A 21,544-nucleotide genomic window follows, 5' to 3' on the forward strand; every position below is an offset into this window, starting at 1 on the left:
TTTGGCGTACACGTGTACGCTAATCTGCTCGCAATTGAATAAGGAGCAGTTTAGATATAATGAAACGCCAAAATTCCTATAATCGCGACGATTTACTCGCATCTAGCCAAGGTGAGCTCTTTGGCCCGGGACGTCCACAGCTTCCGGCACCAAACATGCTGATGATGGACCGCATCACCAACATTACCGATCAAGGTGGTGACTTTGATAAAGGCGTGATTGTCGCAGAGTTGGATATCAACCCAGACTTATGGTTTTTCGACTGTCACTTCCCTGGTGATCCCGTGATGCCAGGTTGTCTTGGTCTAGATGCCATGTGGCAGCTAGTCGGCTTTTTTCTCGGCTGGGTTGGCGGCGAAGGAAAAGGCCGCGCCCTAGGAGTGGGTGAAGTGAAGTTTACCGGACAAGTATTGCCAACGGCTAAGCGTGTTCGCTATGAAATTCACATGAAACGCGTGATTAACCGCAAACTCGTGATGGGTGTCGGTGATGGCCACGTCTACGTTGATGACAAAGAGATTTACGTCGCGAAAGATCTGAAAGTGGGGCTTTTCCAAGATACCTCAGCATTCTAATCCTCGCTGTCTAGCCGGTGACTATCGCCGGCTTTTTACCGCCCGCCTTCTTGACCCACCATATTTTCCCTCGCGCTTTGCTCGACTAATGGTTCAATTTTTTAGTGGTTGTTAATTTTATCTTTGTACCTATCTTTATTTGGCGATAAAGATATAAAGTTATAGTGCATTAAGTGCTAATTAAAAAGGCCTTACCAAAATGGTAAGGCCGTAGAAGATTAGAAAGAGACTACTTCATCATTTCCGATTTACTGGTTCTGCCTTCGCGCCATCCGCCAAGCCAGCTACTTCTAGCATCCGTTTGTTGGTAAGGACATAGTTCAGACGATCGACCGTTTATACCTGCTTGAAAGCCCTTTGACTGTGCGCGTTCCAAACGATCTCGCTTCTGTCTTTTCATAGGGTCGCCCTCTTTATTCCATTTTGTTCAATGCTGCTTGCTATTTGCAAGGATGCTTCCGTCTGTGACGTTTTTATGAAGCACCTTCTACAGCTTCGATCATGATTATTTTTTAAGCAAGCACTATCGCGCAACAACTAAACAAAATGTGAGTCATATCCCTCTCATATGTGACAACGTCACTAGCGCAATTATTGCATCGCTTCCAATTCTTCCCAGCGTTCAAAGGCTTGCTCTAGTTCCTGTTCAGCCTCTGCTAATCGAGTCAGTTTAGGTTGGGTAACATCCTGACTTTTCGAGAAAAAGTCAGGATCGTTCATTTCTGATTGTAATGCTTCAATCTCTTCTTCTAGCGCCTCAAGCCGCGCTGGCAGGGCTTCTAGCTCACGTTGCAGTTTATAAGAGAGCTTGCGTGGCTTACTCTTAGGTTTTGCCGTCTTTTGTTCCGTATCAGCCTCACCACGCGTTGAATGCGTGCGGCTATTGGGTGTGATGGCTTTAAGATACTGCTCACGCTGTTGTTGGGCATCGTGATATCCCCCAACAAACTTATTAATGGTACCGTCGCCCTCAAATATCCAGCTATGAGTGACCGTGTTGTCGACGAATTGACGATCGTGGCTGACCAGCAACAAAGTGCCTTGGAATTGCGAAAGCAAGTCTTCCAATAGTTCCAGCGTTTCGATATCGAGATCGTTGGTTGGCTCATCAAGAACCAATAGATTCGCTGGCTTGAGGAACAACTTAGCCAACAGCAGACGGTTTTTCTCGCCCCCAGACAGTGCCTTAACCGGGGTTTGAGCGCGGCGAGGATGGAATAAGAAATCCTGCAAATATCCCATCACGTGACGCTTACGACCACCGACTTCAACCTCGGTTTTGCCTCCCGCCAAGTTATCGATAACCGTTTTTTCTGGATCTAGCTTCTCCCGGTATTGATCAAAATAGGCCACATCCAGTTTTGTGCCTACATGCAAAGTGCCACTGTCCGGGGTGAGTGTTTCAAGCATCAGCTTTAATAGCGTACTTTTGCCACATCCGTTCGGGCCAATCAGCGCAATGCGATCGCCGCGCATCACCGTGAAACTAAATGGCTTAATCAGCGGCTTGTCTTGATAGCTAAAGGCGACGTTTTCCGCTTCAAACACAATTTTGCCGGAGCGGCTGGCATCGTCGAGCTGCAAGTTAGCGTTACCCTGTAACTCAACGCGGCTCGCACGCTCTTGGCGTAGCGCTTTCAGTGCGCGCACTCGCCCCTCGTTACGGGTACGACGTGCTTTGATACCTTGACGAATCCAGGCTTCTTCTTGAGCCAGTTTTTTATCAAATTCAGCGTTCTGCTCAGCTTCCACTCGCAGCGCTTCTTCTTTACCGTCGAGGTAGGTTTGATAGTCGCCTGGCCATGAGGTCAGCTTACCGCGATCAAGATCAACGATACGTGTGGCCATCGCGCCAATAAACGAGCGGTCATGCGAGATAAAAACGATCGCGCCTTTAAAATCTTTTAAGAATTGCTCTAACCACAAAATGGTCGAGACATCCAAGTGGTTAGTGGGCTCATCAAGAAGCAACACATCCGGCTCACAAACCAGAGCGCGCGCTAAAGCGGCTTTGCGCTGCCAACCGCCAGATAAGGCTTTAAGCGCGGTATTGCCCTCTAGGCCTAACGCCCCTAACACCACCATAATCTGATTATCAAAGCGCCAAGCGTCAGCGTGGTCGAGCGCTTCTTGCACTTTGGCCAGCTCGGCAATATTGCGATCACTAGGATCGGTTTCGATCGTCGCGATCAGCTGATGATACTGCTTGAGTTTGTCCCCTGCTTCCGCGAGACCTTCGGCCACATAATCGAACACAGTTCCTTGGCTATCGCGGGGGGGATCTTGTTCAAGCCGGGAGACTTTGAGTTCAGACTGACTTTGAATACTGCCATCATCGAGCTGTACCTGACCATCAAGCACCTTCATCAAGGTAGACTTACCGGCGCCATTGCGCCCTACCAGACACACGCGCTCACCTGGCTGGAGAATAAAGTCAGTTTTGTCCAGTAATGGGTTGTCGCCATACGCCAACTGGGCGGAGGTTATTTTAATCAATGCCATGTTGCGTTAACCAAGCTTGTAATTGTGTGTGATCAAACGGCCATCCTAATTCAGCCCTCACCGTTCCAGACTGATCGCGTATTGCGATCACAGGGATAGTGACGCCGTAACGCTCAAAGAGCGCATCGTCAAAGGCAATGTCTTGACTGTTGAGTGGCGTTTGATAACCGAGAGATTGATAGAGTGCCCACGCTTGTTCACAAAGGTGGCACCCTTCCGTACTAAACAATACGAGTGTCATGCGGACATATCCTGATGACGAATAATCCAGCAATTGTGAATATGTGGGTTGCGGGCAAAATCTTCAGGAATCGAGCGTTTGCTAATATTTTCTGCACTGAGCCCTGCAGCCGCTAAACCTTCCAAATCCATCTTAAAGTGTCGCTTGTTATTGGAAAAAATAATTTCACCATCGGGACGTAAACGGTCTTTTAGTGCCAAAAGGACATCCAAGTGATCACGTTGCACATCAAAAGTGCTGTGCATTCTTTTCGAGTTAGAGAATGTCGGCGGATCGATAAAGATTAAATCAAATTGCTGATCTGATTGGCGAATCCATTGCAGACAGTCTGCCTGCTCAAAACGGTGTTGACGCCCGACAATACCATTGAGCGCCATATTGCGTTCCGCCCACGCCATATAGGTTTTTGACATGTCTACAGTCGTGGTAGAGCGTGCGCCACCGACCGCAGCATGCACCGACGCACTGCCCGTATAGGCGAAAAGGTTAAGGAAATCTTTCCCTTGCGCTTTCTCGCCGATTAAACGACGGGTATTGCGATGGTCAAGAAATACCCCTGTATCAAGATAATCATAGAGATTAACCTCAAGCGCCACGCCGTATTCATGGACCGTCATAGTACGCGACGCGCCAGCAAGCTTTTGATACTGATTATTGCCCTTTTGCTTTTCGCGCGTTTTTAACACCACTTTATTGGCATCCACACCCGTCACTGCAATGGCAGCACGCACCATATCCAACAAGCGACGACGTGCTTTCTCAGGCTCAATGGTTTTCGGCGCTGCGTATTCTTGAATCACCAAATAATCGCGATAGCGATCTATCGCGGCTTTATAGTTAGGCAAGTCGGCATCATAGAGTCGATAACACTCTAACGTTTGTTTCTTCGCCCATTTGTCGAGCTTCGCCATATTCTTGCGCAAACGGTTAGCAAAATCTGGGGCGACGTCCGCCTTTGGCGCTTCACTCTCCGGTTTTTCACCACGCGCAGTGATCGCATAGGTTTTCATCACACAGTCTAACGCACCGTTGCGTAACTTAAATTTGTCATCCGCGCGCATCCGCAAGCAACTCAGTAACTCTTCCGATCCCGAATACAAAGAAACCGTGTTCCCCGCAAATGCCCCTTTAAGGTGATCACCGAGCTGCGTGTAGAGGGCGATCAAGCCAGGCGTGGTTCCCAAGCGCTCCCCGTACGGCGGATTAGAAAGAATATGTCCCCCTGAGAATCCCTCAGGGGGCGTCACTTGCGTGGCATCACCCGTTGCAAAATCAATCAATTCACCCACGCCAGCACGTCGTGCATTCGCGCGTGCTGTCTCAATCATACGGGCATCGTTATCCGTGCCATAAAAACGTGTCTGGCACTGACTTACACCTCGTTTGGCCTTGACACTCGCTTCCGCTTTGATCGCTTTAAAGGCTTCATCATCAAAGCCCAACAACGATTCAAAGCCCCAGCGCTTGCGCTTTAATCCAGGCGCGATTTTCGCTGCCATCATCGCCGCTTCTATCAGCAGGGTGCCCGAGCCACACATGATATCCATCAAAGGCTGATCCATCTTCCAGCCACTCCTTGCGACTAAGGCTGCCGCATGGGTCTCTCGTAAGGGCGCAGCGCCTGCTTGGGTACGATAGCCGCGCTGATGTAGGCCGCTCCCTACCATATCAATCCCAAGCAGGCCTTGATCTTTCGATAACCGCATATGGATACGTAAATCAGGCTGCTCGCGGTCGACGCTTGGGCGGGGCAAATTCGACTTTTCAAACTTGTCTACAATTGCGTCTTTGACTTTCAACGCCCCGTACTGGCTATTGCGTATCTCGCGATTGGTCCCATTAAAGTCCACCGCAATCCGCTGACTGGCGTGAAAATAATCGGGCCAGTTAATTGCCGTTGCCCCGAGGTAGAGATCCATATCATCGCGCACCGCAAATTCGCCCAGCACTAAGACAAACCGTGATGCAATCCGACTCCATAAACAGCATTGATACAGTGTTGAATCGTCGGCTTTAAATTTAACCCCTGCATGAACTTGCTTGACGCTAGAGACGCCAAGTTGTTCAAGCTCTTGAGCTAGCATGTGCTCGAGGCCTCGAGCGGTTATTGCGAGATAGTGTTTCATTCAGTCTCTACACCCTTTGGGCGTCGTTATCATCATGGCGGCGATTATACATCAATCTTGCGCCTATCGTTGACCCAAGCGGTAGCAAACACCATTGAATGATGAATAAATCGCCGGGTTATTGTTTCCATATAAAAACAGATGCTAAGAAAGATTTGTTTCTATATGGAATCAATTATTCTACCCCGGCCCTCACCCGTGTTTCTCCCCGGAAACCATCTTGCTTCTACACTGACATCGCCTCGCGGAATGCGGTTTGAACCGACGCGTGTAAGTATTCACTGCTGCTATGATATCTATCAAACCTCACTTTATAACAATAAAAACGGACTTATTTTCCCTTTGGGAAAGAATGCAACACCATCAAAACTGGACTATACCAGTAAAGATTTACTCAAGCATTTTGCCGGATAAAATAGGAAGAAAGCAGTCAATAACTGCCGTGATAAGGGTGAAAATATCCCCAAATGAATGAAAAAATGATCAGAGATGCGCACACTTTTCGTTCATAAAATGAACTGATATCACATTTTTTATGCACGTCTGTTTGGTATAAGAAACGTCAAGATACAGCTATCGCGCTGTCATCTGTCTACGGAACAAGGAAAGTGAGGGAGAAAGGAGGCGTGGGCTGAGTGAAAACCACTCAGCCCACTAACGCAAAGCGACCTTTTTGGCTATTTGTTTGACATATTGGTTGCGATAGCCGGTCGTTCATTACTTTAATCGCACCACAAAACGCCATTTTTTTATTCACGCTCAGTTCAAAATCTGCTTCGCGCGCGAGCATACACAGTGAAGCGGAACCGGCGTTCTCTATGATAATAAACGGCGCCCTATCCCCTGTTTGGCTGGTGAGCTCGACTATTTGCCCCCACTCAGGGGTGGCAATAGTGTCTTGTTGTGGCTCGAAAAACCAGCTTTTAGGTAAGACAGGTTTGTGGAAGCGATAGGCTGCCACTGCGTTCAAAGCGAGTTCGGCCTGACGAGGGCCGGAAAGTGAAAGATTTGACAGAGGCTCTGTCAAACGTTGAAAGAGTGATGCATCCTCAACAGAAAATGGGGATGATGAGAACGCATCGGGGATGAGGTGTTTGGCATTAACCGCCACGCGAAAAACCATGTCATCGCCTAAATCCAGCATCAGTGAATTCGACGTATTATCGAAATACCATCTCCATGCATCATTAGGTTTTAACATACTTCAGCTCCCGCGATGACTCACTTACTGGGTGTCTGGCGATAACAACACTGCCATTGCCTGAAGTGTAATGGGCTGAAGCGAAAAAAAAAGGGGAAGAAAACGTCCCCTTTAATGCGTTAAGCGTTTATTTACTAAGCTAAATATGACGCACGATTTGTTTGATGAGCCCAGGACCTTGGTAAATTAACCCAGAGTAGACTTGCACCAGATCCGCCCCCGCTTCGAGTTTTTCTCGCGCGGCGGTGACTGAGTCAATGCCGCCTACCCCAATGATGGGCATCGCACCATCGAGTGCACGATGTAGTTGGCGAATGACCTCGGTGCTTTTTAGTTGCACAGGACGGCCACTCAGCCCACCCGCTTCACGATAATGTGGCATACCATCTACCAATGAACGCTCAAGCGTCGTATTGGTCGCAATCACGCCATCGATCTGATGACGAATCAGTGCTTGGGCCACTTGTTGAATTTCGTCTTCACTCAAGTCTGGGGCAATCTTAACTGTCAAAGGCACGTATTTATCGTGGGTGTCTGCCAAGTGTGCCTGTTCCGCTTTCAGTGTGCTAAGGAGTTCATCGAACATCTCGCCATATTGTAAGGTACGTAATCCTGGCGTGTTAGGCGACGAGATATTTACGGCAATATAGTCAGCGTGTGGGTATACTTTTCGCATGCAGGCGAGATAATCGTCGGTCCCCTGCTCGATGGGTGTATCTTTGTTCTTACCAATATTAATCCCCAACACACCATCGAAGTTTTTCGCACGTTTCACGTTTTCTACCAATGCATCAACGCCTTGGTTATTGAAACCCATTCGATTGATGATCCCCTCGGCAGCTATAATACGAAAAAGTCGAGGCTTATCGTTACCCGGTTGCGGACGGGGCGTCACTGTCCCCACTTCTACAAAGCCAAACCCCATCGCGCCAAAGGCTTCTATGCACTCGCCGTTTTTGTCCAATCCTGCTGCTAAGCCAACGGGATTATTGAAGTTGAGTCCCATCACGGTAACTGGACGAGGAGGAAGCTGTTGGGAATAGAGAAAACGAAGCGGGGTGTGGTGATATCGAGAAAGGGTGTTGATGGTTAGATCATGTGCTTTTTCTGGATCTAACTGAAAGATAGCCGGTCTGGCGAGGCGGTAAAGCATTATCCCTCCTAATAAAAAAAGCCCCGTATAAACGGGGCTAGATTATTGCGTTATTGGCGCGCTAATTCAATTTAAATTTAACAGCGACAATTCACGGAGTGCCACCGAGAACTTGGCAAACTCATGCACTGAGCCCACTTTGAACTCATCAACAATGCTCTGCCAGCGGCCGAGGATCACCACGTGCTCATCCATCCATTGCGCTAATCCTGTCTCAGCATCTTGATCATCCGCCATTTCAGACACAATATGAGCGGTGAGTAAGCGTTGTTGCCAATCCAGATCTTCACGGAAAGACGCACGGGCCAAAGCTTGCCAGTGGTTATCCACGGGTTGATTGTTGATTTGTTTCAAGAACCAGTGCAGTGACAGGCTATCCCCTAGCACGTAATACAAGCGCGCCACCAGCTCAAACGGCTTATTCAGCTGCTCTGACACCTGAGCTAAGTCTAAGCCAGAGAACACGCTAGTGAGACGACAGACTCTATTGGCCAGTGCATCCGGCACCCCAGCTTGTCGCAATGTCTCCGCCTGTTGGTCATGCTCTTTGATTTCACTCTCAACTAGATACTTGTCCAAGTGCTCAACCAAGTTTTGCAGCGCGGGGCGATAAAAGGCCACTTGTGCCTCGATGCTCTCCCCTTTACGTTTGTTGCGTAACATCCATCGCGTTGCGCGCCGTAACATCCGACGGCAACGGAACAAGATATCGTATTGCACCTTAGCACTGACCTGATTATCTAGCGCTCGGACATCGTCAAATAATTGTTCAAAGCCAAACACATCACGCGCGATAGCATACGATTTGGCAATCTCACTGACACTTGCGCCGGTTTCATCTTGCATACGCGTAATGAAATTAAAGCCCATGTCATTCGACATCTGGTTTGCCAACGCCGTCGCAATGATTTCGCCGCGAAGTGGATGGGATTCCATTTCTTGGCGATAGTGACGTTGTAACTCTTTCGGGAAGTAACTGGGAAGTAGCTGACCAAAGTGTGCATCTTGCGTCACGTCATCGACCACCAGCTGCTCTTTGAGCACCATCTTCCCGTACGCCACCAGCACGGCAATTTCTGGGCGCGTTAGGCCTGTGCCACGTAGATTACGCTCAGACAAGGTCTCATCATCCGGCAAATATTCAAGTGCGCGATCCAGCTTGCCCTCTTTTTCAAGATAATGAATAAAGCGGATCTGCTCTTTTAATAACGCAGCTTGTTGATTGTGAGTAACCGAAATCGACTCACTCTGACTGTACGCATCTTCAAGCACGATATCCGACACTTCATCTTCCATCCGCTCTAGTAGCTCGTTGCGTTTTTTCATGGTCAAGTCGCCAGCGGCCACCAGCCCATTGAGCAAGATCTTGATATTGACTTCGTTATCGGAACAATCGACCCCACCAACGTTGTCGATAAAGTCGGTATTGACGCGACCGCCTTTGAGCGCATATTCGATCCGCCCCAGTTGCGTCATTCCTAAGTTGCCCCCCTCACCGATAATGCGGGCGCCAATTTCGTTACCATTAACACGCAATCCGTCATTGGCGCGATCACCAACAGAGGTGTGGGTTTCATCAGACGACTTCACATAGGTGCCGATCCCACCATTCCAAAGCAGATCAACTTTGGCTTTTAAGATCTGCTTAATCAGATCATTCGGTGCCATTGACTGCTTGCGTGTCCCAAGCAGTTTTTGTATCTCTGGCGTTAAAGTAATCGACTTGGCGCGGCGAGAGAATATCCCCCCACCTTTGGAAATCAACTTGCTGTCATAGTCTTCCCAGCTTGAGCGCGGCAGGTTGAAAAGGCGCTGTCGCTCTTTCCAACTTTTTGCAGCATCTGGCTCAGGGTCAATAAAGATATGCATGTGGTTAAACGCAGCCACCAAGCGAATATGTTTAGACAGCAACATGCCGTTACCAAACACATCACCGCCCATATCGCCAATCCCCACACAGGTAAAATCTGTGGTTTGACAGTTGATATCAATTTCGCGGAAATGACGTTTCACTGACTCCCACGCACCGGAGGCGGTAATCCCCATCTTCTTGTGGTCATAACCGTTGGAACCACCCGACGCAAACGCATCGCCTAGCCAAAAGTCATATTGTGCGGAAACACTGTTAGCAAGATCGGAAAATGTCGCCGTCCCCTTATCTGCAGCAACCACCAGATAGGCATCGTCTTCGTCATGACGGACAACGTGTCGCGGCGGTGTCAGGGTACCTTCCACGATGTTATCGGTAATGTCGAGCAACCCTTGAATGAAGATCCGATAGCAGCGCTTCCCTTCCGCGAAAATCGCATCGCGACCCGAGAGCTGGTGCTGTCGCTTACAGACAAATCCACCTTTCGCCCCAACAGGCACAATCACGGTGTTTTTCACCTGCTGCGCTTTGACAAGACCAAGCACCTCGGTACGGAAATCTTCTTGCCGATCCGACCAACGTAGCCCGCCACGAGCCACCTTACCACCGCGTAAATGCACCCCTTCAACATCAGGGGAATACACGAAGATCTCGAAGGCCGGAACAGGCTTGGGCATATCCGGGATTTCAGAGGCCTCGAGTTTTAACGAGAGATAAGGCTTGTCTTGGCCATTATCCGGATCTTTTTGGAAGAAGTTGGTCCGTGTGGTCGCCAACATGATGTCCATGTAGCGACGAATAATACGGTCATCATCAAGGCTCTCAACATTATCGAGCGCTTCTTCGATATCATTGATAATAGCGTCCTGCGCGCGCTTGGTTTGCTTACCCGCCGGATCAAAGCGCGTATTGAACAGTTTTACCAAGAAGCTGGCAAGCTGAGAGTGTGACGCCAACGTCTCTTCTATATAGGCTTGACTAAATGGAAAGCCAATCTGACGCATATAACGCGCATAAGCACGTAAAATGGTCACTTCTCGTCCCGACAGCCCCGCATTGAGCACCAAGCGGTTAAAGCCATCGTTGTCCAAACGGCCATGCCAAATATCGGCAAAGGCATGTTGGAAACGATCTCGGGCATTACCAAGATCAAACGCCGAACCGGCACTGTGCAACATGGAGAAATCAAGGATCCAGTATGTGTCCCCTTGGCTAGTTGCCACCTCATAAGGCGACTCACCAATCACTCTCAGCCCGAGGTTTTCCAACATCGGCATCACATCAGACAGATGAATAGGCTCGCCCTTTTGGAACAACTTGAGGCTAATCGCGTTGGATTGATGGCTCACCTCTTGAGGACGGTAAAGCAACATGTCTAGCTTATTATCATCACTGAGACCTTCAAGGCGCTCAATGTCAGCAACGGCTGAGCCAGGGAGCATGGCTTCCTTGTACGAACGTGGAAACGCGCGTAAATAGCGTTTGGCGATTGGCGTACCTCGGTTTTCACCAAAGTTAGCAATCACCGCCTCTTGCAGGCGATCGTCCCACGACGACGCTGCCTCTGTTAGGTTTTGTTCGATCTTCTTCACATCAATATCGAAATTGTTGTTTTCTACTCGGACGATATAGTGCGTCCGTGCCAAGGGGCTTTCCGAGAAGAAAGTGGTAAATTCTACCGTCTGATCGGAACCAAAGTATTGCTGGAGAATACGCTGGGTTTGACGACGGAACTCGGTGTTGTAGCGCTCACGAGTGATATACACCATGCACGAGAAAAAACGCCCAAATGGATCGCGACGAACAAACACTCGCAACATGTCGCGATCTTGCATCTGCACCACGCCCATCCCAACGTCGCGCATTTCGTCTTCCGTCGCTTGGAACAACTCATCACGCGGATAGTTTTCCAAAATATTCGCTAATGCTTTCCACGAATGAGATTCACGATAAAAACCACTGTTATCGAGAATGCGGCGTACTTTATTTCGCAGGACAGGAATACTTGCCGTGGATTGGTTATAGGCAGATGATGCGTAAAGGCCTGTGAAACGGTGTTCGCCAATCACATTCCCTTGTTTATCGAACTTTTTAATACCGATGTAATCCACATAAGCCGGACGGTGAACTCGCGATTTGGCGTTACTTTTTGTGAGCACCAGTAGCTCTTTTTTCAACGCTTCAGCACGCGCGGACTCTGGCATTTCTGACAAGCTGAGTACCGCGGGTGATTTATGTTTTTTCGCCAAGCCAAGCGCATTGCAGTCTGTGCTTGCTCGCAGTTCATAATCCCCTTCAACAGGCACTAAATCAAAACACTTGTACCCCATAAAGGTAAAGTTGTTGTCAGTAATCCAACTCAAAAACTCGATCGCTTCTTGCCGACGCTCGTCATCAATCGGCAACGGTGTGTCTTTCAATTCCGACACTAACTCAAGCATCTGCTCACGCATCGGCTTCCAATCGTTCACCACCATCACCACATCCGTTAAGGTTTCAGACAGCTCAGCCTCAAGTGCCGCCATCTCTGACTCATCGGACATTTTGTCAATTTCGATATGGAACGTGCTTTGGAACTGGCCATTATCATCACCAATGGCAATCACATCACCCTGCTCATTCTTTTGTGATTTTATTGGGGTGTTAAGCATTAAGTGGGTGGTGATCCCCAAACGGTTGAGCGCCATACGCACCGAATCAACCAAGAAAGGGGCGTCAGGTGCCAAGATCTCGACAATGGTGTGGGTTGACTGCCACCCATTGCCACTAAGGCTGGGGTTAAAGACTTTTACAAAGACTTGATCTTGTTCAAAGGTGTTGAGGTGGTGCCACAAACTCATCACAGCACCGTAGAGATCTGACTCATTGCGTTCCTGCAAATCATCATCAGAGATTTGACCCAATATCCTTTTGGCTAATGCATCGACAAGTGGTTGTTGAGTTTCATCGAGTTTATCGGCAATCAACTGATAAACCTTCTCAAGTAACACAGGTACTATAGGGTCACGCGAGGTCATTCTGGAGCTCCGTTGTCCTTTTTAGAACATTATCGTTGTGAGTATTCAGAGGTAAACATTGCGTTAACAAACGCACTGTCTAGTGTAAGGCTTGGCAGATAAAAACGTTATAGATAAACGGCTGGATTTACGCGAATTTCGCCAGAATGTGACTGGTGTGGCTATTTAAACAGAAGAATTGATGAGGCTTTACTCGCGCACCACTAGGCTACCCGCATTAACGACTGGAACTTGTGGTTGGCGTCTGTCACCAGTTTAAAACGCCCGCGTATACCGAGGTGTGATAAGAAAGGACGAAAACGAGAAGCCGGGATCTGAAGACGCAGCCCCTGATCGGATGTCACCACCACATTAGCCGCGGCACCACTGTAGTAGTGTTGATACTCTGAGTAAGCAATGTAAACGTTAAAATAGTACTCCATCTCTTCCGCTCAACCTATCACCGTGACACCGCAAACCAATCAACCACCGAAAACAAAAAGCCGCCCAAGGTGGACGGCTTTTCACACTTGTTAACGCTTGGCTGATTTTATCCCAAATCGTTTCTTACTGCTCAAGTGTTTTTTCTACTTTTTCATAAAGATCCGCTGCTAAGTTATCCATATCGGCCAACTCTTGCAATATCTGGCGCATTTGCTGCTGGCGATCGTGATCGTAATGGGCAAGCTTGAGCATAGGATCAATCAATCGAGACGCCACCTGCGGGTTAGATTGGTTGAGTATCACTAAGATCTCTTTCAAAAACCGATAGCCGCTACCGTCTTTAGCGTGGAAACGCGCAGGGTTTCGGTTGCAAAAAGCGCCCACTAAGCTGCGAACACGGTTGGGGTTTTTAAGGGTAAAGGCCGGATGGTCCATTTGCACTCTAACTTGGTCAAGCGCATTGTCTGCTGGGTTTGCCCCTTGCAGCATAAACCATTTGTCCATTACCAGCCCATCATGCTGCCATTTATCACTGAAATCTTTCATCAGTGGTTCACGGCACGGCAATTGCGCATTGTTGGCGGCATTCAATGCTGCCATGGTGTCAGTCATATTATTCGCAGCGTGGTAATGACGCTCAACATGCGTATTGCCGTTTTCCGTATGGGCGAGATAGCTCAAGCAGGTATTGCGCAACGCGCGCTCACCGATAGCTTTATGAGTGATCTGATATTCAGGCTGCGCATACTGGCGGTATACCGCATCAAACTCATCAACCATATGATCGGCAAACTGCTGCTTGAACGCCGCCATCACCTGGTGAATAGCATCAACGTCAACGGTATCAAACCACCCTGCCACTTCGGTTTCACTTGGAAGATTAAGTACTTCTGCAATCAAAGCCGGATCCGTGTTGTCACTAAGGAGTACGCCACGGAACGCATCAATCACAGACAGAGGCACATCAATAGGCTGCTCGTTCTGTACCCGTGCGACGTTCGCTTTAATATGCTTAGCCAGTAGGCTCTGACCCGCATCCCACCGCGCAAAGTCATTACGCGCATGTTGCAATAAGAAGGCTAATTCATCATCTTGGTAATCGTGATCAAGCTTCACCGGCGCCGAGAACTCGCGCAGTAGTGATAGCACAGGTTGCTCATCCACCTCATCAAAAATAAAGGTTTGCTCTGTCTCCGTTACCGCGAGCACATTGGAGACGCTCTCACCGTGACGCTGTAACTTAATCACACTGCCATCACGACGATACAGCTCGATATCCAATGGGATGTAAAGCGGCAACTTCTCCTGTTGATCCGCCGTTGGTGGGGTGTGCTGAGAAACATGCAGTGCTAATTGTTTGCTATCAGGATCATACGTCGACGACACGCTGAGCACTGGCGTTCCCGACTGGCTATACCAACGACGGAACTGGGTCAAATCAATCCCAGAGGCATCCTCCATCGCTTGAACAAAATCATCACAGGTTGCCGCGGTACCATCATGGCGCTCAAAGTAAAGCTTAACCCCTTTTTGGAAGCCTGCTTCACCCAAAATAGTATGCATCATGCGGATAACTTCGCTGCCCTTCTCATACACCGTCAGGGTGTAAAAGTTATTCATCTCGATCACCTTCTCAGGCCGAATCGGATGAGACATGGGGCTGGCATCTTCAGCAAACTGCGGGCCACGCATAATACGTGCGTTATTGATACGATTAACCGAGCGCGAGCCTAAATCTGACGAAAACTCTTGGTCTCGGAATACCGTTAGCCCTTCTTTGAGGCTCAGTTGGAACCAATCACGGCATGTCACTCGGTTCCCCGTCCAGTTATGGAAGTACTCATGACCAATGACCGCTTCGATGCCAAGATAATCGGTATCGGTGGCGGTTTCTGCGTTTGCCAATACGTACTTGGAGTTAAAGATATTTAAGCCTTTATTCTCCATGGCGCCCATGTTGAAAAAATCAACGGCGACGATCATGTAGATGTCTAGATCGTATTCAAGATCAAAGCGATCCTCGTCCCATTTCATTGCGTTTTTGAGTGAAGTCATCGCGTGATCGGCACGATCCAAGTTGCCTTTATCAACAAAAATCTCCAACGCCACATCTCGGCCAGATCGTGTGACAAACGTATCGCGTAACACATCAAAATCGCCACCAACCAGCGCAAATAGGTAGCTGGGCTTGGCGTAAGGGTCATGCCATTCCACCCAGTGGCGGCCACCTTCCAATTCACCCGACGCGATCTTATTACCATTACTGAGTAAGTACGGATAATTTGCTTTATCCGCAATCACTTTGGTGGTAAAGCGCGCTAACACATCGGGACGGTCGAGATAATAAGTGATTCGGCGAAACCCTTCCGCTTCACACTGGGTGCAGTACGCCCCGCCTGAGATATAGAGCCCCTCTAAAGCAGTATTGTTTTCCGGGTCAAGCTGAGTTTGTACGGTTAACGTAAACGCTTCAGGAACGTCTCGGATAATCAATTTACCCGCTTCTTGACTATAAGCCGTCCAAGGATCGCCGTTGATGTCTAGGCGCACTAACGTCAATGCGTCACCGTCTAGTTCGAGATCCGTCGCGTCATTATTCAGGCGTTTTACCTGACTGACGGCAGTGACCAGGGTGTTGTTCGGATGGAGATCAAACTCAAGATTGATGTCCGTAATAGTGAAATCCGGTGCACGGTAATCATCACGGTATTTGGCGGTGGGTTGTTGAGACATGTCGTTTCCTTTTTATCGAGTGTACCTCAGCCAACGAACTGTATTCATTCGCCCAAGGGCGATTTTGCATGCCATACCTTACCGCGGCTTGGCATCGATGACTATAGATTTAACAGTTTGTTATCAAATGTTTGCGTTTACATTCAATAAATGCCGCATAATGTCAACGAAGCCTGCCAATCCCAACGGAAATATAATGTGACGACGGTTAAATTTTATAAAAATTGCGGTACTATGACGCTCATTTCGTTTTGTAACCCGTAAGGCGTTCACCACGCATGCACAATCCGATCATTACATCACTTTTGGATACTGATGCTTATAAAATCAATATGCAGCAAGCAGTATTCCATCATTATCCTGATGTCCACGTTACCGCTGACTTTTACTGCCGCAGTGATGAAGACCTCTCCTACCTATGTGAACAGGTGGTGGATCATATCCACCATCTCGCGACATTACGGTTTCGTGAAGACGAGCTCAGCTATCTGGACTCGCTAGGTCTGTATCAAGCAGACTTTCTCGCCTTTTTGTCAGGTTTTCAATTCGATCCTGACCAGGTCACTGTTGGTATCGAAGACGGTCAATTGGCGATTCATATCGCCGGCCCCTGGCACGAGGTGATTCTCTGGGAAGTACCACTACTGGCGATTATTTGTGAGTTGAGAAATCGCGCCTGCTACCCTCATCACACGTTCAATGACGCGCTCACGCGTCTTGATGATAAACTTGCGCATCTGCCCAAAGATGGCTTTGCGGATGGGTTTCAGCTGGTGGACTTTGGCACACGACGACGGTTTTCACGCGAGGTGCACCAAGCGGTAGTGACACGACTGCACGACGTCTATCCGCCTTTAAAAGGCACCTCTAACGTGTGGCTAGCGAAACAGCTAGGGCTCCCGCCTGTCGGCACCCAAGCACATGAGTGGTTTCAGGCCCATCAGCAGCTTGCCGGCCAGTTAGCTGACTCTCAGCAGCTTGCGTTACAAGTCTGGCTACAAGAATATCCCGATAGCCTCGGGATAGCGTTAACCGATTGCATCAACATGGATGCCTTTTTACAGGACTTTGATCGTTCACTTTGCCATGCCTTTAGCGGCTTACGTCATGACAGTGGTAACCCGATTGCGTGGGGTGAAAAGGCGATCGCGCATTATCGGGAGCATGGCATTGATCCCAAAGATAAGACGCTGGTCTTCTCCGATAGCCTCACGCTGGCGAAGGCTGTGCACATCTATCAATACTTTGCCGACAAAGCCACGACCTCATTTGGTATTGGCACGCAGTTGACCTGTGATCTGCCCAATGTGAAAACCCTGAATGTGGTGATCAAACTTACCACCTGCCAAGGGAAACCTGTCGCCAAAATTTCTGATGAACCTAATAAAGCCATTTGTAAAGATGAGGCGCACCTCTCTGCACTAAAAGCCGCGTTCAAGTTAACGGACTAAACCGTTGTCGGACGAGACGCTTCACACCTACAGAGAGGGCCGGTTAATTACCGGCCCTTTTTAATCTCGACTTCTTCTACTGATATAGCCACCACCGCTAACGTTGGCGTTGTAACACCGCCTCCATACCAAACACCTCATTGGTTAAGCGTAAGGTATCTGAGGCGAGTTGATACTGGGATGAATGGCGTCCTTGTTCATAAATAAGCATCAGGTTGTCACCTTCAACCAAATACACCCCGCGGTGAGTAATGGAGCGGCCATCGTTGCCACGCACCTGCATCGCGAACAGAAAGTCTGGGCGAAGTTTCAGCGACACACCATCCACCGCTTCACTCACATCTTCCCCTTCAATACGGTTTGAACGCCATACACCGGAGAGATCCTCCGGCAGCAGTTTGGTAAAAACCGCCCCCTGAAGCTGCAACTGGTTGTGATTCAACTGGTAGGCATGCACTTGATCCGCCCCCTGCCCATCGTACAACCGCAATGCTTGATGGTTCACCGTATATCTGCCGGCCGCCGTTTCAAGTTGCCCGTCACGACGCAGCATATCAATACGAAATTCATAATGAGAATTAAACGAAAGGTTAATGGCTTTATAAGGATGACGAGCCTCTGACTCTTCCTCAGCACTAAACCAATACCATTGACCAAGCAGTAACGGGACGTCAAACCGCGCTAAGTCGTCACCGTGTACTGGCAACGCCATCACTAAGGCCACAAAAGCACCCAATAAGCAACGCATACCTTCCCCCTTATTGGCAGTGATGCCCTACCAATAAGGTTAGACGGACTTCTCAGTTTTATGCAGTTTTTTGAGCAAGATCTCGTTTTATGTTGATTGACACCGTCTCGTCGTCACCATAATGTCATAAAAAAAGCCTAGACGAATGGCCTAGGCTTGGGGTGACTCGGACAATGCCGACCTGCTACCTAACGGTTGGCAGAAAGAAGATTAGCCAAATCTTTTGTGATGCTCGCGGCTTCATCTAAGTATGCATCTGGCTCTTCGTAGTCTTTAGGCACATCATCGAGCGTTTTAAAGGGGGGCTCACCCAATGCTTCCTGGCGCGTATTCAACCGCGCCAAACGCGCTTCGTCTTCCCGATCCATGTCTTTACGACGTTCTTGTTCGTTCAAAGAAATCGTATTTTTATCTTTCTCTTCTTGGTAACGCGCAATATCTTGGCGAATGAAGTCGAATTCACGATCATCTTTGATCCGCGCTTTGTGCCTTTCGCCCAGCGTGCTTACCAGCGACGAAGGCAGCGATCTTGGTTGATAATCTGCTTTTTCAATCCGATCCCAAGGAAGCGCATTCTCCTCGACACTCTCACCGGTTTCATCCGGTGTGACGGGAGAAGGAAAGACAATGTCTGGTACCACACCTTTGTTCTGGGTACTACCACCGCTAATCCGGTAGAACTTCTGGATAGTGTATTGCACGTAACCCAGCGGTTTGTCGAACAAGTCATAAATATGGTTGAGCGAACGGTGCTGCTGTACGGTTCCTTTACCAAAAGATTGCTCACCAAGCACGACCGCGCGATCGTAGTCTTGCATTGCCGCGGCAAAGATCTCAGACGCTGACGCACTATAGCGATTGATTAATACCGTCATCGGCCCGTCGTAGAAACGTTTGCCGTCCGTATCACTGTTCACTTTCACTCGCCCATAGCTGTCTCTGACTTGTACAATGGGGCCTTTCTCAATAAACAAGCCACTGAGCGCAGTTGCTTCACTCAGTGCACCACCACCGTTATTGCGTAAGTCGACAACGATGCCGCTGATCCCCTTTTCTTTAAGATTGGCGATCTCTTTTTTGGTGTCATCGGCCAGCCCGACGTAAAATCCGGGGACCGTCAGTACGCCGATTTTTTCGTCACCACGCTCAATCACGTCAGATTTTACCGCGCGATCTTCTAGGCGTATTTTGTCACGGGTTAGAGTGACGTTGTAACTCTTAGCGTTCGCCCCTTCGGGCAAGATCTTGAGTTTCACCTCACTGCCTTTAGGGCCTTTAATCAGCTCGACCACATCGTCCAATCGCCAGCCAATCACATCAACAACCGCCTCGTCTTCTTGGCCCACGCCAATAATACGGTCGCCAGGTGAAAGCTGTTTGGACTTAGATGCCGGGCCACCGGCGACGAGGGAACGAATCACTGTGTATTCGTTTTTCACTTGTAACACCGCCCCTATTCCTTCGAGGGACAAGTTCATTTCCGACTGGAATTGCTCGGCATTACGTGGTGATAGGTAGCTGGTGTGTGGGTCAACTTCACGCGCAAAGGCATTCATGTAGACCTGAAACACATCTTCGCTGTGACTTTGGGTTAAACGCTTCAATGCGCTGTTATAACGCTTGCCCAAGGTCTCTCGGATTTCTTCATCCTCTTTCCCCGTCAAACGTAGGTTCAAGGCATCGTTTTTAACCCGTTTATCCCAGATGGCATCCAGTTCGGCTTCGTCAGCCGCCCAAGGCTGCTCGGTCCGATCTAGCACCATGCTTTCGTCAGCAGAGAAATCAAAGGGCTTGTCCAACACGCGCAGCGCGTACTGATAACGCTCAAAGCGTTTTTTCAGCACATGATTGTAAATCGCATAGGCTGCTTGTGTATCACCTTCTTTAAGCTGGTCATCTAAACGCGTTTTCCAGCGTGATAGACGTTCGACATCACCTTGGGTTAAAAACACACGGTTATAATCCAGTGTTTCCAAATAACGATCAAAAATCGCCGCTGAGAAGGCATCGTCGAGCGCGAACTGCTTATAGTGGGATCGAGTGAAACGAGAAGTTACACGCTTGGAAGCGGTTTCGTGTTGAGGTTCAGCGGACAGTGAAGGGAGTTCACTGAGTTGAAAATTGGCTTCTACGGCCTGGGCAGAGGCTGCCAGCATCAAGCTGGCAGCGATAGCCGAAACGCGGCGTCGACAAAACATGCGTCGAGGAGTCTCCTTTAGGCGCTGAGGTGCTCCGCTTTTACTAACATGGTTAACCCGTTAGTCAGGCGAACACGCACCTCATCCTTGTTAATTTCAACAATGGTCGCTGGCAGATTACCGTTGCCCATGTTCACATTCACGTCTTTACCTACGACAACGTCGTTGGCGTTGAGTTCGCGACGTGGCTCACTCTCTTTCTTAGTCATTTTAGCGGGCTTTGGTTTACTCGTACGGCCTTTCGCTGATTGCGCAGCCGCCTTTTTGCCTTTTGGTGCGGTTTTACCCGCATTTTTCGCCTGGCCTTCTGACTTTTTCGCTTGTTGCTGCTTACGACGCTCTGCCGCACGCGCTTTGCTTTCTGACAAGGTCTGCGCAGCATGGTCGATATGCTCTTGCTCAAGCTCGCCACACGCATTGCCATCAAGGTCAACGCGTGACGCCCCCGGTTTCACGCTGTGCAGATAACGCCAGGAAGACGTGTACTGACGAAGCGCAGCGCGCAATTGGGTTTTGCTTACCTTGGGATCGCCTTCAAGACGTGTCGCAAGATCTTGAAAAATACCAATTTTTAACGGCTTGGCTTCGCCTTCAACAGTAAAACATTTAGGGAAACGTTCAGCAATGTAGGCAATGACTTCTTTGCTGTTCGCGAGCTTTTCAGTATTTTCCATGTTTTTTCCTGGCCTGCTGCGAGAAACCACAGCAGCGTATCTACGTGTATTTAAGTATGAAAGTGGTGCGTATTATAGATACCTGATATGAAAAAACTACCAAGATTGGCGAAATCACAAGTGTTTTTGCATTTCTTTGACCAAAGTAGCCAGTCCATGTTCATCTTCTTGGTCAAAGCGACCGATACTTGGACTATCAATATCCAGTGCTGCCTGTAATTGGCCATTGACCCGAACAGGCACCACAATTTCCGAGTTACTCGCCGCGTCACACGCGATATGCCCTTCAAAGGCGTGAACATCTTCTACTCGCATCACGGTATCTTGGCGATAGGCCGCCCCACATACCCCTTTGTCATAAGGGATACGTACACAGGCTGGTTGGCCTTGAAACGGGCCGAGCACTAACTCTGCGCCTTCGTCGAGATAGAAACCCACCCAGTTAATATCTTCAAGCTGGCTATTGAGTAACGCACTTATATTCGCCAGTTTTGCAATAAGGTTGGGTTCCCCTTCACATAACGCAACCGCTTGTTGGGTTAACAAACGGTAAAAATCAGCTTTGTTTTCCATAAATCACTGCATCTCAAACAACAAGACCATTACAATAGAAATAATCCAAAGACTTTTCA

The 21,544-nt window shown here is 48.8% G+C and carries 15 protein-coding genes; 2 read left to right on the top strand and 13 right to left on the bottom strand.

The annotated features are described in order from the left end of the window. Positions 1-59 precede the first annotated feature (59 nt). Positions 60-575, top strand: coding sequence for a bifunctional 3-hydroxydecanoyl-ACP dehydratase/trans-2-decenoyl-ACP isomerase (gene fabA / locus BGL48_RS09550; protein ID WP_069362414.1), 516 nt, complete (start codon positions 60-62; stop codon positions 573-575). A gap of 229 nt (positions 576-804) precedes the next feature. On the opposite strand, the gene rmf is transcribed toward fabA, so the two are convergent. From rmf to pepN, 9 genes are all read right to left on the bottom strand, one after another. Beyond that, entirely contained in the window at positions 805-975 is a 171-nt protein-coding gene (rmf, locus tag BGL48_RS16015) for a ribosome modulation factor (protein WP_077458712.1), read from the bottom strand. A gap of 191 nt (positions 976-1,166) precedes the next feature. Continuing rightward, positions 1,167-3,077: an ABC transporter ATP-binding protein gene (locus BGL48_RS09555; protein ID WP_069362415.1), complete on the bottom strand. Its 1,911-nt coding sequence runs from the start codon at positions 3,075-3,077 to the stop codon at positions 1,167-1,169. Next, positions 3,064-3,318, bottom strand: a complete 255-nt coding sequence (locus BGL48_RS09560; RefSeq protein ID WP_069362416.1) for a glutaredoxin family protein — start codon at positions 3,316-3,318, stop codon at positions 3,064-3,066. Before BGL48_RS09560 ends, BGL48_RS09555 begins: the two co-directional genes overlap by 14 nt. Beyond that, positions 3,315-5,444, bottom strand: coding sequence for a bifunctional 23S rRNA (guanine(2069)-N(7))-methyltransferase RlmK/23S rRNA (guanine(2445)-N(2))-methyltransferase RlmL (gene rlmKL / locus BGL48_RS09565; protein WP_069362417.1), 2,130 nt, complete (start codon positions 5,442-5,444; stop codon positions 3,315-3,317). The genes BGL48_RS09560 and rlmKL overlap by 4 nt, the downstream gene beginning before the upstream one ends. A 646-nt stretch (positions 5,445-6,090) precedes the next feature. Continuing rightward, complete coding sequence (locus tag BGL48_RS09570; RefSeq protein ID WP_069362418.1) at positions 6,091-6,645, bottom strand: cell division protein ZapC; 555 nt, start codon at positions 6,643-6,645, stop codon at positions 6,091-6,093. A gap of 139 nt (positions 6,646-6,784) precedes the next feature. Then, entirely contained in the window at positions 6,785-7,798 is a 1,014-nt protein-coding gene (gene pyrD / locus BGL48_RS09575; protein ID WP_069362419.1) for a quinone-dependent dihydroorotate dehydrogenase, read from the bottom strand. Positions 7,799-7,864: 66 nt separating this feature from the next. Further along, positions 7,865-12,685, bottom strand: coding sequence for an NAD-glutamate dehydrogenase (locus BGL48_RS09580; RefSeq protein WP_069362420.1), 4,821 nt, complete (start codon positions 12,683-12,685; stop codon positions 7,865-7,867). A 203-nt stretch (positions 12,686-12,888) separates the two neighbouring features. After that, the gene (locus BGL48_RS09585; RefSeq protein ID WP_069362421.1) at positions 12,889-13,107 is read right to left on the bottom strand and encodes a DUF2835 domain-containing protein; all 219 of its coding nucleotides are present in this window, start codon (positions 13,105-13,107) and stop codon (positions 12,889-12,891) included. Between the two features lie 124 nt (positions 13,108-13,231). Then, on the bottom strand, positions 13,232-15,841 hold the full coding sequence (gene pepN / locus BGL48_RS09590) for an aminopeptidase N (protein WP_069362422.1): 2,610 nt from the start codon (positions 15,839-15,841) through the stop codon (positions 13,232-13,234). A gap of 278 nt (positions 15,842-16,119) precedes the next feature. On the opposite strand from pepN, the gene pncB reads away from it, so the two are divergent. Continuing rightward, a complete protein-coding gene (pncB, locus tag BGL48_RS09595) occupies positions 16,120-17,292 on the top strand; it encodes a nicotinate phosphoribosyltransferase (protein ID WP_069362423.1) in 1,173 nt (390 codons plus the stop codon). Positions 17,293-17,389: 97 nt separating this feature from the next. On the opposite strand, the gene BGL48_RS09600 is transcribed toward pncB, so the two are convergent. The 4 genes from BGL48_RS09600 to BGL48_RS09615 form a co-directional block, all read right to left on the bottom strand. Beyond that, positions 17,390-18,040, bottom strand: coding sequence for a hypothetical protein (locus tag BGL48_RS09600; protein ID WP_069362424.1), 651 nt, complete (start codon positions 18,038-18,040; stop codon positions 17,390-17,392). 188 nt (positions 18,041-18,228) lie between these two features. Beyond that, entirely contained in the window at positions 18,229-20,238 is a 2,010-nt protein-coding gene (prc, locus tag BGL48_RS09605; protein WP_069362425.1) for a carboxy terminal-processing peptidase, read from the bottom strand. A 17-nt stretch (positions 20,239-20,255) separates the two neighbouring features. After that, on the bottom strand, positions 20,256-20,912 hold the full coding sequence (gene proQ / locus BGL48_RS09610; RefSeq protein WP_069362426.1) for an RNA chaperone ProQ: 657 nt from the start codon (positions 20,910-20,912) through the stop codon (positions 20,256-20,258). Positions 20,913-21,026: 114 nt separating this feature from the next. Beyond that, positions 21,027-21,485 (bottom strand): GAF domain-containing protein, encoded by a 459-nt coding sequence (locus BGL48_RS09615; RefSeq protein WP_069362427.1) that lies wholly within the window; start codon positions 21,483-21,485, stop codon positions 21,027-21,029. Between the last annotated feature and the right edge of the window lie 59 nt (positions 21,486-21,544).

The organism is Salinivibrio sp. SS3 (assembly GCF_001722105.1).
Lineage (GTDB): Bacteria > Pseudomonadota > Gammaproteobacteria > Enterobacterales > Vibrionaceae > Salinivibrio > Salinivibrio kushneri.

Bases quoted from the DNA above. Each gene is read 5' to 3' on its own strand.
- BGL48_RS09580 (WP_069362420.1), bottom strand. From the start codon at position 12,685: ATGACCTCGCGTGACCCTATAGTACCTGTGTTACTTGAGAAGGTTTAT.
- BGL48_RS09600 (WP_069362424.1), bottom strand. From the start codon at position 18,040: ATGCGTTGCTTATTGGGTGCTTTTGTGGCCTTAGTGATGGCGTTGCCA.
- proQ (WP_069362426.1), bottom strand. From the start codon at position 20,912: ATGGAAAATACTGAAAAGCTCGCGAACAGCAAAGAAGTCATTGCCTAC.
- BGL48_RS09585 (WP_069362421.1), bottom strand. From the start codon at position 13,107: ATGGAGTACTATTTTAACGTTTACATTGCTTACTCAGAGTATCAACAC.
- BGL48_RS09570 (WP_069362418.1), bottom strand. From the start codon at position 6,645: ATGTTAAAACCTAATGATGCATGGAGATGGTATTTCGATAATACGTCG.
- rmf (WP_077458712.1), bottom strand. From the start codon at position 975: ATGAAAAGACAGAAGCGAGATCGTTTGGAACGCGCACAGTCAAAGGGC.
- BGL48_RS09555 (WP_069362415.1), bottom strand. From the start codon at position 3,077: ATGGCATTGATTAAAATAACCTCCGCCCAGTTGGCGTATGGCGACAAC.
- pyrD (WP_069362419.1), bottom strand. From the start codon at position 7,798: ATGCTTTACCGCCTCGCCAGACCGGCTATCTTTCAGTTAGATCCAGAA.
- BGL48_RS09560 (WP_069362416.1), bottom strand. From the start codon at position 3,318: ATGACACTCGTATTGTTTAGTACGGAAGGGTGCCACCTTTGTGAACAA.
- pepN (WP_069362422.1), bottom strand. From the start codon at position 15,841: ATGTCTCAACAACCCACCGCCAAATACCGTGATGATTACCGTGCACCG.
- prc (WP_069362425.1), bottom strand. From the start codon at position 20,238: ATGTTTTGTCGACGCCGCGTTTCGGCTATCGCTGCCAGCTTGATGCTG.
- pncB (WP_069362423.1), top strand. From the start codon at position 16,120: ATGCACAATCCGATCATTACATCACTTTTGGATACTGATGCTTATAAA.
- fabA (WP_069362414.1), top strand. From the start codon at position 60: ATGAAACGCCAAAATTCCTATAATCGCGACGATTTACTCGCATCTAGC.
- rlmKL (WP_069362417.1), bottom strand. From the start codon at position 5,444: ATGAAACACTATCTCGCAATAACCGCTCGAGGCCTCGAGCACATGCTA.
- BGL48_RS09615 (WP_069362427.1), bottom strand. From the start codon at position 21,485: ATGGAAAACAAAGCTGATTTTTACCGTTTGTTAACCCAACAAGCGGTT.